General features: G+C 53.6%; 12 protein-coding genes and 1 pseudogene. All 13 read left to right on the top strand.

Annotated elements, in window-relative coordinates; genetic code table 11:
* Window positions 1–5: 5 nt before the first annotated feature.
* The 13 genes and pseudogenes from mce to CMN55_RS11085 all read left to right on the top strand — a co-directional run bounded on the left by mce (window position 6) and on the right by CMN55_RS11085 (window position 14,751).
* Window positions 6–410 (top strand): methylmalonyl-CoA epimerase, encoded by a 405-nt coding sequence (gene mce, locus CMN55_RS11145; RefSeq protein ID WP_293949881.1) that lies wholly within the window; start codon window positions 6–8, stop codon window positions 408–410.
* Window positions 411–419: 9 nt separating this feature from the next.
* Window positions 420–680, top strand: coding sequence for a DUF1467 family protein (locus tag CMN55_RS11140; RefSeq protein ID WP_293949880.1), 261 nt, complete (start codon window positions 420–422; stop codon window positions 678–680).
* Between the two features lie 3 nt (window positions 681–683).
* On the top strand, window positions 684–1,094 hold the full coding sequence (locus CMN55_RS11135) for a hypothetical protein (RefSeq protein ID WP_293949879.1): 411 nt from the start codon (window positions 684–686) through the stop codon (window positions 1,092–1,094).
* Window positions 1,095–1,169: 75 nt separating this feature from the next.
* The gene (gene proS, locus CMN55_RS11130) at window positions 1,170–2,489 is read left to right on the top strand and encodes a proline--tRNA ligase (protein WP_293949878.1); all 1,320 of its coding nucleotides are present in this window, start codon (window positions 1,170–1,172) and stop codon (window positions 2,487–2,489) included.
* A 20-nt stretch (window positions 2,490–2,509) separates the two neighbouring features.
* Window positions 2,510–3,733, top strand: a complete 1,224-nt coding sequence (locus CMN55_RS11125) for a lipoprotein-releasing ABC transporter permease subunit (RefSeq protein ID WP_366932038.1) — start codon at window positions 2,510–2,512, stop codon at window positions 3,731–3,733.
* A pseudogene (locus CMN55_RS11120) lies at window positions 3,726–4,271 on the top strand (ABC transporter ATP-binding protein); the annotation flags it as partial. The gene CMN55_RS11125 and the pseudogene CMN55_RS11120, both read left to right, overlap by 8 nt.
* Before the next feature lie 320 nt (window positions 4,272–4,591).
* The gene (locus tag CMN55_RS11115; protein WP_293949875.1) at window positions 4,592–6,430 is read left to right on the top strand and encodes a hypothetical protein; all 1,839 of its coding nucleotides are present in this window, start codon (window positions 4,592–4,594) and stop codon (window positions 6,428–6,430) included.
* A 543-nt stretch (window positions 6,431–6,973) separates the two neighbouring features.
* Window positions 6,974–10,468, top strand: coding sequence for a DNA polymerase III subunit alpha (dnaE, locus tag CMN55_RS11110; protein ID WP_459253661.1), 3,495 nt, complete (start codon window positions 6,974–6,976; stop codon window positions 10,466–10,468).
* A gap of 227 nt (window positions 10,469–10,695) precedes the next feature.
* On the top strand, window positions 10,696–11,523 hold the full coding sequence (gene rpsB, locus CMN55_RS11105; RefSeq protein WP_366932033.1) for a 30S ribosomal protein S2: 828 nt from the start codon (window positions 10,696–10,698) through the stop codon (window positions 11,521–11,523).
* A 78-nt stretch (window positions 11,524–11,601) separates the two neighbouring features.
* Window positions 11,602–12,525, top strand: coding sequence for a translation elongation factor Ts (tsf, locus tag CMN55_RS11100; protein WP_293949873.1), 924 nt, complete (start codon window positions 11,602–11,604; stop codon window positions 12,523–12,525).
* Between the two features lie 145 nt (window positions 12,526–12,670).
* The gene (gene pyrH / locus CMN55_RS11095) at window positions 12,671–13,387 is read left to right on the top strand and encodes a UMP kinase (RefSeq protein WP_293949872.1); all 717 of its coding nucleotides are present in this window, start codon (window positions 12,671–12,673) and stop codon (window positions 13,385–13,387) included.
* A 71-nt stretch (window positions 13,388–13,458) separates the two neighbouring features.
* Complete coding sequence (frr, locus tag CMN55_RS11090) at window positions 13,459–14,016, top strand: ribosome recycling factor (RefSeq protein ID WP_293949871.1); 558 nt, start codon at window positions 13,459–13,461, stop codon at window positions 14,014–14,016.
* Window positions 14,017–14,019: 3 nt separating this feature from the next.
* Window positions 14,020–14,751 (top strand): isoprenyl transferase, encoded by a 732-nt coding sequence (locus CMN55_RS11085; protein ID WP_293949870.1) that lies wholly within the window; start codon window positions 14,020–14,022, stop codon window positions 14,749–14,751.
* Window positions 14,752–14,753 lie beyond the last annotated feature (2 nt).

Here is a 14,753-nt window from a genome sequence, read left to right as displayed (position 1 = left end):
GGAAGATGATTGGACGTTTAAACCATGTCGCGATTGCAGTGCCGGATCTGGAAGCGGCGACAGCTGTCTATCGGGACACCCTGGGGGCCAAGGTCAGCCCGCCGCAGGCCGAGCCGGACCATGGCGTAACCGTGGTTTTCGTCGAACTCGACAATACAAAGATCGAGCTGCTGCACCCGCTTGGGGAAGATTCGCCCATTGCCGGATTTCTGGCGAAAAATAAATCCGGGGGCATGCACCATGTCTGCTATGAGGTCGATGATATCATTGCGGCGCGCGATCATTTGAAATCGCAGGGGGCCAAGATTCTCGGCGATGGGGAGCCGAAGATCGGCGCTCATAAGAAACCGGTACTATTCCTGCATCCGAAGGATTTTAACGGAACCCTGGTTGAACTTGAACAGGTATAGGCGGTTCTTATGTCGATAGTCGGCAGTATTGTCATTTTCTGTATTACCTGGATGGTCGTCCTGTTCATGGTGTTGCCTTGGGGCGTTCGGCCGCAAGGGGAGCAGGAAGGTGAAATAGAGCCCGGCACGGTGGAAAGTGCGCCGGTTCATCCCAGGATCTGGACAAAATTTGCCATCACAACCCTGATCACCTGCCTGGTTTTCATTATTATCTGGACAGTTGTTGATCTTGATCTCTTTGATTTCCGGGCCTATTTCCAGAACGGCTGAGAGATGATTATTCGTTCTCTTGTCGCGATATGTCTCGCTCTCATCATAATCCCGGACGGCCGGGCGGAAGATATCCGCCTGACCGTCTCCCGCAGTGACTGCGACCGGATAACAAAATATATTGCGGCACAGGATGTCATCTATCAGGAAGGGAAAGATGTTCATGGGCGTGCCGTCGCTCCGGCTGATCTGGAAGCGACAACAATCCGCATTCCGGAGCGGATTTTTATAGATTTATCATTACCGTTCAAGGATTTGCTAAAAAATTATAATCCAAAACTTAAAAATGCAGAGGTGCGTGTCGGGGCAATTGAATATGATATTGCCTCCGGAAGGATGTTTTTTAATGGCCAGGAACTTGCTGATCCGGCGCTGAATGCCATCGCCCTTGAATGTCGTACGCGCTACCCTTAGGTGAAACCTTGCAATCTCTGTGAATCCCGGTAAAAGTCTGGGACAGAATTTTTCCCTGTTATGAGCCGAGGCCCCATGCGTCTATCCCGTTTTTTTCTCCCGACCCTGAAGGAAGATCCGAAGGAGGCGCAGATCGTTTCCCACCGGTTGATGCTGCGGGCGGGCATGATCCAGCAATCCTCCGCCGGGATTTACAGCTGGCTGCCACTTGGCCATCGTGTGCTCAAGAACATTGAACAGATCGTCCGTGAAGAACAGAACCGTGCGGGCGCGCTTGAAATCCTGATGCCGACCATTCAGCCTGCAGATCTGTGGCGAAAGTCTGGGCGCTATGATGATTACGGCAAGGAAATGCTGCGTATCACTGACCGACATGAGAGAGATATGCTCTATGGACCGACGAATGAAGAGCAGGTGACGGATATTTTCCGTTCCCATGTGAAAAGCTACAAGAACTTGCCGCTTAACCTCTACCATATCCAGTGGAAATTCCGGGATGAGGTGCGACCACGTTTCGGCATCATGCGCGGCCGCGAATTTCTGATGAAGGACGCCTATTCCTTTGATTTGGATTATGAAGGTGCCCGAACGGCTTACAACAATATGTTCGTTGCCTATCTCAAGACTTTTGCGCGTCTTGGCCTGCAGGCAATCCCGCTGCGCGCCGATACGGGACCCATTGGCGGAGACCTTTCCCATGAATTCATCGTTCTTGCCGATACGGGGGAGAGCGAAGTGTTCTATCACAAGGATCTATTGGGCCTCAAAACGCCGGAGAAGGACAGCTACACGGCGGAAGAATTACAGGCGGTTGTGGATGAGTGGACAAGCTTTTATGCGGCGGCCGATGATATGCATGATCCGGCGAAGTGCGATGTGCCGGAAGGCGATCTTGTTTCCCGCCGCGGCATCGAGGTCGGCCATATTTTCCATTTCGGCGATAAATATTCGCAGCCCTTCGATGCGGTTGTCACAGGTCCGGATGGCAAGGATGTGACCGTTTCCATGGGCTCCTACGGCATTGGTGTTTCCCGCCTTGTCGGTGGTATTATCGAGGCGAGCCATGATGAAAACGGGATTGTCTGGCCGGAGAATGTGGCGCCATTCAAGGTCGGACTGATCAACCTCAAGTCCGGCGACGGGCCTTGCGATGCGGCATGTGATGATTTTTACGGCAAGCTGAGCGCCGCGGGTATAGAGGTGTTGTATGACGATACGGCCGGGCGGGGCGGCGAGAAATTTGCCAAGATGGACCTGATCGGGTTGCCCTGGCAGGCGGTGATTGGTCCGCGTGGTGTTGCCTCTGGGATGGTGGAGGTGAAGAACCGGGCAACCGGCGACAAGCAGGAACTTTCCGTCGATGCCGCGCTCAACCTGCTGACAGGCAAAGCCTAGTGTTTTCCCGTTTCGAATGGATGATGGCGCTCCGCTACCTTCGCGCCCGGCGGCAGGAGGGGTTTATTTCCGTTATTGCCATTTTCTCCTTTCTCGGTATCGGGCTTGGGGTGGCGACCCTGATCATCGTCATGTCGGTGATGAACGGGTTTCGCGCTGAGCTGCTGGATCGTATCCTCGGCCTCAACGGTCACTATGAAGTGCGCGCACCGGCAGAGGAAAATATCAATGATTACAATCGCCTTGCCCTACGCCTTGCGGAGATTCCTGAAGTTGTGCGGGTAACTCCCCTTGTCGAGGGGCAGGTCATGGCATCCGGCAAGGAGGCAAGCGGCGCGCTCGTGCGGGGAATTACGCCCGAAGATATTGCCGCGCTTGACGTAATTTCCACCAACCTGATTGACGGATCACTTGATCGCTTTGGCGATAACGACAGTATTGTCCTTGGCTACCGTCTGGCCCGGACGCTGGGCGTTCAGGCCGGTGACAAGGTCAAGCTGATCTCCGCCAATGGGACGCCAACGGCGTTCGGCACCATGCCAAGGGTCAAAACCTATGAGGTGGCCGCGCAGTTCGATACAGGAATGTATGAATATGACAGCGGTTATATCTATATGTCGCTGGCGGCGGCGCAGAACTATTTCCGCACCGGTGAAGGGGTAACGGCTCTTGAAGTCTTCGCCGAAGATCCGGAACAGGCCCTCAAAATTCGCCGTGAGATTATCCAGGCTGTCGATATCCGCGCCTTCATTTATGACTGGCAACAGTCAAGAGCGAGCTTTTTCAATGCCTTGCAGGTGGAACGGAATGTCATGTTCCTGATCCTCACGCTGATTATTCTGGTCGCGGCCTTCAATATTATTTCCAGCCTTATCATGCTGGTTAAAGACAAGGGGCGGAGTATTGCCATCCTGCGCACCATGGGGGCGACGCGGGGTATGATCATGCGCATCTTCTTTATTTCCGGGGCCAGTATCGGCGTGATCGGCACATTGTTTGGGTTCCTTCTTGGTCTCGGTTTCTGCGCCAATATTGATCGGATCAAAGGGGCGATTGAAGGTCTGACGGGAGCGGAGCTGTTTTCGGCAGAAATCTACTTTTTGTCCCATTTGCCAGCGAAAATTGATGCAACCGAGGTGACGGTCGTCGTGATCATGGCGTTGGCCCTTTCGCTGCTGGCGACGATCTATCCATCCTGGCGGGCCGCGCGCCTCGACCCGGTGGAGGCATTGCGTTATGAGTGACGCCGTCCTGCAGCTTGAAAAGGTAAGCCGTATCTTCTCGCAGGGGCAGGGAAAGCTGACAGTTCTTGAAGATGTCGACCTCGAACTCCGACCCGGTGAAATTGTTGCTCTGCTGGGCCCATCTGGGTCCGGTAAATCGACATTGCTGCATATTGCCGGGCTGCTGGAGCCGCCAAGCAGCGGTACCGTGCGTATCGGCGGGCTTGATTGCAGCCGCGCCCGGGATGGCAAGCGCACAGAAGTGCGGCGCGACCGGATCGGCTTTGTTTATCAGTTTCATCATCTGCTGCCGGAATTTTCCGCGCTTGAAAATGTCATGATGCCGCTGCTGATCGCAGGCAAGGGTAAGGCGGCGGCGCGCACGCGGGCGCGTGATCTGCTTGGCAGCATGGGTCTGTCAGAACGGTTATCTCATCGCCCGGCAAAATTGTCGGGAGGAGAACAGCAACGCGTTGCGATTGCCCGGGCGCTTGCCAATAATCCGCAGCTCCTGCTGGCGGATGAGCCGACCGGCAATCTTGATGAGCAGACGGCGGAAATGGTTTTCAGCTATTTCCTGAAGGTAACACGTGATCAGCAGGTGGCCGCCCTTGTGGCAACTCATAACACTGATCTCGCCCGGCGGATGGACCGTATAATCCAAGTCCGGGATCATCATTTGCTCGAAGAATAGGGTAAACTATCCCTATTCACCGAGTTTAATTGATGGTTCGACTGATCTGGTCTGTTTTCTGGTTTTTCGGAGGGGCCGACTAATAGCATAGGATAAAAATTTCGGCTAAAATACAATTAATAATTGTATTTATATTAAAAATAATCATCTAAAAGTATATTTAATATTTTTAAGGAGATTATTTTATGTCCGGTAATTTAGGCGGTATGCTCAAAAGGCCGAGCAATTCATTATTTCTTTTGAAATCAAGCCTCATCTGGTTCAGCAAGCGCCATGTTTATACCCAGAATGTTTTGTTCGGGACGGCAAATGAGATAAATTACAAGTATGTTTTAAATAAGGGATTGTCATGCGGACCGTCGATCATTATGGGCGCGTGGGAGTATGACAAGAATATTTATTTTGAGACGGATAGTAGGGCGATCCAGAAAAATGATGATCTGACCCGTCTTTTCGGCCTTAACAAACTGGATCAAGTACCTGTAATTTATAAAGATTATCCTAAAAACATAATGCAAAGTATCATGGAGAGAAACGGTATATGCTTTGCCAGTTTTCAATTCTCTAAGAAAGATCGGCAATGGACTCCAGATAAACTGATAACAAGCATCTGCAAGATAGGTCTGGATAACTTCCTGAATTTGGGAACAGATGAATTATTCTATAGCTATCTGAAAAACCGCAATGCGACAGTTGATGACATTGCCAATATGTATTCGGCGGCGTTTGTCAAAAATGTGATGTATCTGCCTGAGAAAGAAAAAGAAGATTATTATAAAGGCTTTTTTGTCGATGGTGATCCGGGAAAAGGGATACAGCCGGAGAAGTTGGAAGACTATGTTCAAAAGATCGAAAAGGCCGATGTAACGTTGCCGTCCTTTACGGATATCGAATTTGTCATGTTTTTTCTGAATAGCCCGGAGGCGGAACAGAACTACATCGCCTGTTTGGTGAATGGGGAGCATTTCATCCCGACGAAGACAGTCTCCCAGTATCTGAAAGATCTGCTTGCTCTCAAGCAGGCTGATGATGACATCGGGTATCGGAAAAAGCTGGCAGAGTTTCTGACGCTGACAAGCGGCAACAGCGAGGTTCCGTCTCGTACGTCCAGGATCGTTGACGCCTTTCGGATATTTCCTGCGTTTGAGTATATTTTCGCGCAAAATTCCGATTTTATGAGCAGCAACTTCGAACTTTTATGTGCAAAGATTGACAGCTACCTCCTCAATTTGGTCAAACCTTCGGAAAGCCTGGTTGTCAATCTGCAATTTCCCTATGTGTTGGGGGAAGCGCCACTTTTCATCACCTTGTTGATCGGTAATGATGCGGAAGGCAATCTTGTAATCCGGGAGTTGCTCACGGATTCAAAGGATCCGCTCTCAATAACGGCCAAGAAGCTGGATTCGCGCATTGCAAATTCACTTAAATATGGCGGCACGCCATCGGCTAATATCTGTATTCTTGAAAATCCGGAAGAATTGGAGAAAATCTTGGCTGAGGTGACAACCGATCTCTGGGCAAAGAATGCGAAAGAAACATCTGATACAAAGATGTTTATCAATCGTTTGAATGCTCTTTTCTCGGTGTTTAGTGACCCTGCGGCAAAACTGAAATATTTGAATGGCAAGCGGTTGTCTTTCTCGGCAAAAGGCAATGGGTGGAAAGAACAGCAACAGGTGATTTCCGTGTCCGGGCTTTTGAATATGAAGATGCAAGAGAAGGAAACTCCGGTCAAAACTTATGTCGTAGATGATTTCATTCCTACTGATGGAGGGGGGATAGTTCAGAAACAGACTGTTGTTGATGAGCAGGCGCTGGAAAACTATTTCTGGATTCCGAGCTGGTCTGTTGAACTGAATGAAAGGTTCAAAGCTAAAAAGTCGCTGAACAGATTGCCGATGGACTATCCGTTGCCGAGCTTTTACCCCGAGCATGTGGGCGCCGCATCGCCGCTTAATCCGATAAGTACAAGCTGGAAATCGCCGACTTATGAAGAATTTAATAAGCTTATGGCAAAAAGTTGACGGGGCGGGGTCGTCGTTTTTTGACTGAAGATTTTGAATAATATCATTTATTTTCGAGTGTTGGGGGAATGCGCATGAGCGTCTTCCCTTGCACTTTTCTTATCGCAGTTGATGCCATCCTCCTGATCCGCTGCCGGGCTCTGGGGCAGGGATTTTGAAAGCGCACGCCAATAAAAACATTTTAAAGCAGTTGGTTATGATCTTTTTTCGGTATGGCTTTCCAGCAGGGCAATGGATAAATATTTTATTTGACAAAAGAACAAAAAAGGAACATTCTCCAAAGAAACAAAAGGAGAACAGATATGGATGTCGAGCGGATTATTAAAAGCGGTTTTGAATGCGCGGCCTTTGCAGGCGCGCTCGGGATGATGGTGTTCTGGGCGGATATTGTCGCGGGCCTTGCAGGCTGACCTTGCTTTTGGGGCCATGCAAGAACGTGTTGGTAAAAGAAGGGAGTTATCCACAAGAAAAATAGCTTTGCGGGGTTGTCAAGACCTGACCTTTTGAGGAGGGCATGCAATAGTGGGACGGCTGAAATCACTGATGGGAGATCCGCCGTTGAAGAACCCGCAACAAGGTCCGCGTTTCGTTCACCTGCGGGTGCATTCCGCCTATTCTCTGTCGGAAGGGGCGGTATCGGTAAAGGATATTCTGAAGCTCTGCCAGGCAGATCGGATGCCGGCGGCGGGGATCACAGATACCAACAATATGTTCGGGGCGCTGGAATTTTCCCTTGCCCTGATGGATGGGGGAGTGCAGCCGCTCATCGGTTGTCAGATCGCCATATCGCGAGAGAAAGATGTTGATCGCAGTGGCCGCCGTCCAGAGCCAGACCCGCTTGTTGTGCTGGCGCAGAATGAGGTGGGGTATGGCAACCTTCTGAAATTGACATCAGAGGCATTCCTGAAGACGGATGCGGGGGAAACGGCGCAGGTGTCGCTCTCCTCGCTGGCCGCTTGCGCAGAAGGGGTCATCTGCCTCACCGGCGGGGCGGAAGGACCGATTGGCCGCCTTTTAGCGGGTGATCAATATGAGGCGGCGGAGAAATATACCCGGATGCTGCGGGAGATTTTCCAGGATCGTCTGTATATGGAAATTCAGCGTCATGGGCTTGTTCTCGAAAAACGGACCGAGCCTGGCTTCTTGAAGCTGGCCTATGATCTGGATATTCCGCTGGTGGCGACCAACGAGGTGTTCTTTGCCAATCGCGATATGTATGAGGCGCATGATGCGCTCCTCTGTATTGCGGCGGGGAAATATGTCGGCGATCAGGACCGGCCGAAGCGTACGCCGGAACATTATTTCAAAACACAGGCGGAAATGGTGGCGCTGTTTTCTGATCTGCCGGAAGCCATCGACAATACACTGGTGATTGCAGAGCGCTGCGCGGTAGCGGCGGAACAGCGTGATCCAATCCTGCCCGCCTTTTCGTCGGCCGAGGGGCGGGACGAGGCCGGCGCGCTGGCCGCCATGGCCACAAAGGGTCTTGAAGTCCGGCTGTCAGAAGAAGTCCTGCATGCGGGCATGAGCGAGGAAGAGAAGGCGACGGCGCGGCAGGAATATACCGAACGGCTGACGTATGAGATCGGCGTCATCAATCAGATGGGTTTTCCGGGATATTTCCTGATCGTTTCCGATTTCATCCAATGGTCGAAGGAGCATAACGTTCCGGTCGGACCAGGCCGTGGTTCTGGTGCTGGATCGCTGGTGGCCTGGGCGCTGACCATCACCGATCTCGATCCCATCCGTTTTGGCTTGCTGTTTGAGCGCTTTTTGAACCCCGAGCGTGTTTCCATGCCGGACTTTGATATCGACTTCTGTCAGGACAAGCGTGAGCGCGTCATCCGCTATGTGCAGGATAAATACGGGCATGACCAGGTGGCGCAGATCATCACCTTTGGTAAATTGCAGGCCAAGGCGGCGGTGCGCGATGTGGGCCGCGTGCTGCAGATGCCCTATGGGCAGGTGGATCGGATCAGCAAGATGATCCCCGCCAACCCGGCCAACCCCGTCACCTTGCAACAGGCGCTGGAGATGGAGCCGCGCCTGCGCGAGGAGCGGGCCAATGATACCGATGTCGCCCGCTTGCTGGAGATCGCGCTGCAGCTTGAGGGGTTATATCGTCACGCGTCCACCCATGCGGCGGGGGTCGTGATTGGCGATCGGCCGCTTGATGAACTGGTCCCGCTCTACCGCGATCCGCGCTCTGATATGCCCGTCACGCAGTTTTCCATGAAATATGCGGAGACAGCGGGACTGGTAAAGTTTGACTTTCTCGGCCTGAAGACCCTGACGGTGCTGGACCGGGCAAAAATGCTGCTGGCCCGCCGCGGCATCGAGGTTGACTACGCCAAGGTGCCCCTTGATGACCCCGCCGTGTTTGAGCTTCTGTCCAGCGGCGATACCATCGGCATCTTCCAGCTTGAAAGTTCGGGCATGCGGGACATGCTTCGGAAAATGCGCCCCGACGCTTTCGAGGATATTATCGCTATCGTGGCGCTGTATCGCCCCGGTCCGATGGAAAATATCCCGACCTACATCCGCCGCAAGCATGGGGAGGAGGAGCCGGATTACCTGCATCCCAAGCTGAAACCCGTGCTGGAGGAAACCTACGGCGTCATCATCTATCAGGAGCAGGTGATGGAAATTGCCCGGACGCTGGCGGGTTACAGCCTGGGAGACGCTGATCTCCTGCGCCGGGCCATGGGCAAGAAAATCAAATCTGAGATGGATCAGCAACGCGCCATCTTCGCGGAGGGGGCGAAGCAGAAGGGAATTGCGAAGAAGGATGCAACGCATATCTTCGAACTGGTGGCGAAATTCGCAAACTACGGTTTTAACAAATCCCATGCCGCCGCCTATGCGCTCGTCTCCTATCATACGGCCTGGCTGAAGGCGAACTATCCGGTGGAATTCATGGCGGCGTCCATGAGTCTCGATATGAACAATACGGACAAGCTGAATATCTTCCGTCAGGATCTGGAGCGGATGAAAATCCCTGTTCTTCCACCCTGCCTGAATAATTCGGAGGTGGAGTTCTCCGTGGAGTTTGAGGGGGATCAGGGCGCCGTGCGTTATGCCCTCTCGGCAATCAAGAATGTCGGGCGGGAAGCTATGGCCGGCATTGTGCGGGAACGGGAAGAGAAGGGGCCTTACAGCGATCTGTTTGATTTTGCGGGTCGCCTCAACCCACGGCATATGAATAAGCGACAGGCCGAAAATCTGGTTCGCGCCGGTGCGTTCGATGATCTTCTCGATCATCGTGCACAAGTCTTTGCCGCCATTGAGACGCTGCTGCGGCATGCTCAGCAGGCGGAAGAGGAGCGCGGCTCCGGCCAGGTTAACCTGTTTGGGGGAGGAGCAGAGGGCGCCGCGCCGCGCCCTGCGCTTCCCACCGTCAGCCGCTGGACGGCGATGGAGCAACTCAAACAGGAATTTGACGCCATCGGATTTTATCTGTCAGGCCATCCTCTTGATTCCTGGGATAAGACGCTGGATAAGGCCGGTGTAAGGCCATCGGCAGGCTATCTTGCCAATCTTGGCGTGAGCGAGAGCGCCGGTCTGCTGGCCGGAACGGTCATGGGTAAGCGGGAGCTGCGCACCAAAAAGGGAAAACCGCTTGCCTTTGTCCAGCTTTCGGACAGCAGTGGCGCATTTGAAGTCACCATGTTCGCTGAAACCCTGGATAAATATCGCGATCTGCTGGTTGTCGGGCAATCGCTTGTATTGCGTGTAACCGGTAATCTGGATGGCGATCAGCCGCGCCTGACGGTACAGAGCGTGCAACGGCTGGAAAGCCTTGCGGCCAATATTGCCGACGGGGTCCGCCTGTTTGCGAGCGATGATCGCTCCCTCGGTGACATTGCGGCAATCCTGAAACAGGGGGGGCATGGCCGGGGGCGTGTCGCACTTGTCCTCAATCTGGAGGCAGAGGGCAGGGAGATCGAATTTGACCTTTCCGACCAGGTCAATATCACCCCAGAAGTGCGGCAGGCATTGAAATCGACGCCGGGTATCATTGATGTTCATGACATTTAGCGGAAATTACAGAGAATTGACGGGGCAACGGCCGCCAATACGCTGAAATCTGCGTATTTCGACATTTTTCTCTTGCAACAAGCCGCGGCGCGGCATATGAACCGCACTGTAAATTTCACACGCGGGCTTTGGGCAGTGGCTGAGTTGGTCCCTGCCTTCCGGTGTTCGGCGGATTGTCCGGCGGACCGCAGCCTGCGGAGGTTCAACCGGAAAAGGAGATTGCAGAAATGACTCTGCCGACTTTTACTATGCGTCAACTGCTTGAAGCAGGCGTTCACTTTGGTCATCAGTCCCGTCGCTGGAACCCGAAAATGGGTCCATATATTTTCGGCGCACGGAACAAAATCCACATTCTCGATCTGCAGCAGACCGTGCCGATGCTTCATCAGGCGCTGAAGGCTGTGCGTGATACAGTCGCTGGCGGCGGCCGCGTTCTCTTCGTCGGCACGAAGCGTCAGGCTTCCGATGTCGTGGCGGAAAGCGCCAAGCAGTGCGCGCAGTTCTACGTCAACCATCGCTGGCTCGGTGGTATGCTGACCAACTGGAAGACCGTCTCCGAATCCATCAAACAGCTCCGCAAACTTGAAGAGCAGCTTTCCGGAGAACATACGGGGCTGACGAAGAAGGAAGTTCTTAAAATGACCCGTCAGCGTGACAAGCTGGAACGGGCTCTGGGCGGCATCAAGGATATGGGCGGTCTGCCGAACATTATCGTCGTCATCGACACCAATAAGGAAGAGCTGGCGGTTCAGGAAGCGAACAAGCTGGGCATTCCGGTTGTCGCCATCCTCGACAGCAACTCCGATCCTGATGGGATTGCCTTCCCGGTGCCGGGCAATGATGATGCGCTCCGTGCCATCAGCCTTTATTGCGACCTGTTCAAGCAGGCGGTGATTGACGGCCTCTCCATGGAAATGGCGAGCCAGGGAACGGATCTTGGCGCCTCTGAGGCTCCGTCCCTTGAAGAGGATCTGCCGGCAGAAGAGGGCGCCGAAGCGGCCCCGGAAGCCGCATCTGACGCCGAGGGTGAAGGCGCCGGCGCGTCAGCGTCTTAAATCTGAGCGAAGCGCCCCCATATAAAGGCGAAAGCCGGGGCGCTTTCCCGTTTAAGAAATGAAATGTGAGGATAAGCTATGACTGCGATTACAGCGGGACTTGTAAAAGAACTGCGCACCGTCAGCGGTGCCGGTATGATGGATTGTAAGAAGGCCCTGACAGAGACCAACGGTGATATGGAAGCGGCCGTTGACTGGCTCCGTACCAAGGGGCTGGCGACAGCGGCGAAGAAATCCGGCCGCGTGGCCGCCGAAGGCCTTGTCGCGGTTGTTGCCAGCGGCACGACCGGCGCGGTGGTTGAGGTAAATGCCGAAACTGACTTTGTTGGCCGGAATGAGGATTTCCAGAAGCTGGTGAGCGGCATTGCAGCCGTCGCTGCTGAAAAAGGCGACGACCTTGACGCGATCAAGGCAAGCCCTTTCCCCGGTGGCTCCACGACGGTTGAACAGAAGCTGACCGACGCGATCGCGACGATCGGCGAGAATATGGCGCTGCGCCGGGCTGTCAAGCTCAGCGTTGCGAAGGGTGTTGTCGCGTCCTATGTCCATAATTCGGTGACGGAAGGTCTCGGCAAGATCGGCATTCTCGTCGCGCTGGAAAGCGAAGGCGATGCGGACAAGCTGGCAACCCTTGGCAAGCAGATTGCCATGCATATTGCCGCGACCAGCCCGCAGTCGATCAGCGTTGCCGATCTCGACCCGGCCGCCATTGATCGGGAACGGGCGGTTCTCTCGCAGCAGGCGCGCGAATCCGGCAAACCCGAAGAAATCATCGGCAAGATGGTCGAAGGCCGTCTCAGCAAATTCTATAAGGATGTTGTCCTTCTGGAACAGACGTTCGTCATCGACGGGGAAAACACCGTCAAGGCGGCGATTGAAGCGGTTGCTAAAGAAATCGGCAAGCCGATCACTGTCAGCGGCATGGCCCGTTTCGCCGTCGGCGAAGGGATCGAAAAAGAAGAAAGCGATTTTGCAGCGGAAGTTGCGGCTGCGGTCCAATAACATTGCCAGCACGGAATGGATATGGCGGTCTCCGGTCGGGGCCGCCATATTTTTATGTGCCGCATCGCCGCTTTTCAAATCATACTTTTTATGTATGCTGTCATGCCGACGCCCTTAACCATATGTATCTGTTTTGAGGAACAACATGTCGAATAAGCCTCGCTACAAGAGGGTTCTTCTCAAATGCTCGGGGGAAGCCCTTTTGGGAAGCCAGCAATATGGTATTGATGTCGACACGGTTTCCCGGATAGCCAAGGATATCGGAGATGCCCATGCCATGGGGGTGGAAGTCTGTGTTGTGGTGGGCGGCGGCAATATATTTCGCGGTGTTTCCGGCTCCGCCAAGGGGATGGATCGTTCCAGCGCTGACTATATGGGCATGCTGGCGACGGTGATGAACTCGCTGGCATTGCAAAATGCGATTGAAGCCCTCGGGATGCATAGCCGGGTCCTGTCCGCGATTCCCATGTCCGCGGTGTGCGAGCCCTACATCCGTCGCCGGGCGGAACGGCATCTGGAGAAGGGGCGGATCGTAATCTTTGCTGCCGGAACCGGCAATCCCTATTTCACGACGGATACGGCGGCGGCCCTGCGGGCAGCGGAAATGAAGTGCGATGCGCTTCTTAAAGGCACCAATGTGGACGGCGTCTATGATAAGGATCCGCGCGCGCATCAGGACGCGACGCGTTATCAGACGCTCAGCCATCTTGATGTGCTGTCGAAGGATCTGAAGGTTATGGATGCGGCGGCGATTTCTCTCGCTCGGGAAAATGGTATTCCAATTCTTGTTTTTTCCATTCAGGAAGAAGGCGCCTTTGCCCGCGTGCTTAGAAAAGAGGGATGTTTTACGGAAGTTGTGTAGCGATTTTTTTTCGCTCGGCGTAAGATTGATAAGTGAGGCCGGACGCATATCCGGCGATGGAGGAGAGGAAGATGGCGGCGCCAGATATGAAAGATCTTGAAAAACGCATGCAGGGCGCGCTGGAGGCGCTGAAGCATGAATTTTCAGGGTTGCGCACAGGCCGGGCCCACACCAGCCTGCTGGATACGGTTACTGTGGAAAGCTACGGGGCGATGATGCCGATCAATCAGGTTGGTACAGTGAGTACGCCCGAGCCGCGCCTGCTCAGTGTGCAAATCTGGGACAAGAACAATGTGAAGGCGGTAGAAAAGGGGATACGTAATTCCGGCCTCGGCCTCAATCCGATGATTGATGGCATGACCGTCCGCGTTCCAATCCCGGAACTGACCGAAGAACGCCGTGCTGAACTTGCAAAGGTTGCAGCCAGTTATGGCGAAAATGCCAAGATTGCCATTCGCAACGTGCGCCGTCACGGCATGGATCAGGCGAAGACCGCCGAAAAGGATAACGATTTTTCCGAAGATGACCGCAAGAAGTCGGAAGAGGCTATTCAGAAGCTGACCGATAGCTATGTTGCAAAGGTGGATGATCTGCTGGCGGAGAAGCAACAGGAAATCATGCAGGTTTGACGGATGGAGGTTCTTCCACAGCGTGATTCCGGGCAGGGGCCGATCCCTGAGCATGTGGCGATTATCATGGATGGTAATGGCCGATGGGCAACGAAACGGTCCTTGCAGCGTTTGCGCGGTCATGAACAGGGGGCTGAAGCAGTACGGGAAGCCGTGCGCGGCTGTGGCGATCTCGGTATTCGCTACCTGACACTGTTTGCCTTTTCGTCTGAGAACTGGAGCCGCCCGATTGAGGAAATCAATCATCTGATGGGGCTCTTCCGTTTTTTCTTCAGAAAAGAAATCAATGCGCTTTCTGATGCGGGTGTAAAAGTAAAATTTATTGGTGATATCAAACGCCTACCCGACGATATTCAGAGTTTAGTTGCAGAAATAAAAGAACGTACTCAGCATAACAGTAAACTGATCCTGACAATCGCCCTCAGCTATGGCAGCCAGTCGGAGATTGCCGGGGCGATGCGTATAATCGGCGAGAAAATCAAAAAGGGAGAGCTTTCAGCAGAGGATATTTCTGAGGAGATGATTACCCGTCATCTGGATACGGCGGATTTGCCTGATCCTGATCTGCTGATCCGCACCAGCGGAGAGAAACGGCTCAGCAATTTTCTTCTCTGGCAGTGCGCCTATACGGAATTTGTCTTTCTGGATACCCTCTGGCCCGACTTCCGTAAAGAGGATCTGATGGCGGCGGTGGCGGAATACGGGAATAGAAACCGCCGGTACGGAGCGCTCTAGCT

The organism is Sneathiella sp. (genome assembly GCF_002694385.1).
GTDB lineage: Bacteria > Pseudomonadota > Alphaproteobacteria > Sneathiellales > Sneathiellaceae > Sneathiella.
This window is presented reverse-complemented; position numbering and strand designations above follow the sequence as displayed.

Bases quoted from the DNA above. Each gene is read 5' to 3' on its own strand.
- pyrH (WP_293949872.1), top strand. From the start codon at position 12,671: ATGTCGAATAAGCCTCGCTACAAGAGGGTTCTTCTCAAATGCTCGGGG.
- CMN55_RS11140 (WP_293949880.1), top strand. From the start codon at position 420: ATGTCGATAGTCGGCAGTATTGTCATTTTCTGTATTACCTGGATGGTC.
- CMN55_RS11125 (WP_366932038.1), top strand. From the start codon at position 2,510: ATGATGGCGCTCCGCTACCTTCGCGCCCGGCGGCAGGAGGGGTTTATT.
- CMN55_RS11135 (WP_293949879.1), top strand. From the start codon at position 684: ATGATTATTCGTTCTCTTGTCGCGATATGTCTCGCTCTCATCATAATC.
- CMN55_RS11085 (WP_293949870.1), top strand. From the start codon at position 14,020: ATGGAGGTTCTTCCACAGCGTGATTCCGGGCAGGGGCCGATCCCTGAG.
- rpsB (WP_366932033.1), top strand. From the start codon at position 10,696: ATGACTCTGCCGACTTTTACTATGCGTCAACTGCTTGAAGCAGGCGTT.
- frr (WP_293949871.1), top strand. From the start codon at position 13,459: ATGGCGGCGCCAGATATGAAAGATCTTGAAAAACGCATGCAGGGCGCG.
- CMN55_RS11115 (WP_293949875.1), top strand. From the start codon at position 4,592: ATGTCCGGTAATTTAGGCGGTATGCTCAAAAGGCCGAGCAATTCATTA.
- mce (WP_293949881.1), top strand. From the start codon at position 6: ATGATTGGACGTTTAAACCATGTCGCGATTGCAGTGCCGGATCTGGAA.
- proS (WP_293949878.1), top strand. From the start codon at position 1,170: ATGCGTCTATCCCGTTTTTTTCTCCCGACCCTGAAGGAAGATCCGAAG.
- dnaE (WP_459253661.1), top strand. From the start codon at position 6,974: ATGGGAGATCCGCCGTTGAAGAACCCGCAACAAGGTCCGCGTTTCGTT.
- tsf (WP_293949873.1), top strand. From the start codon at position 11,602: ATGACTGCGATTACAGCGGGACTTGTAAAAGAACTGCGCACCGTCAGC.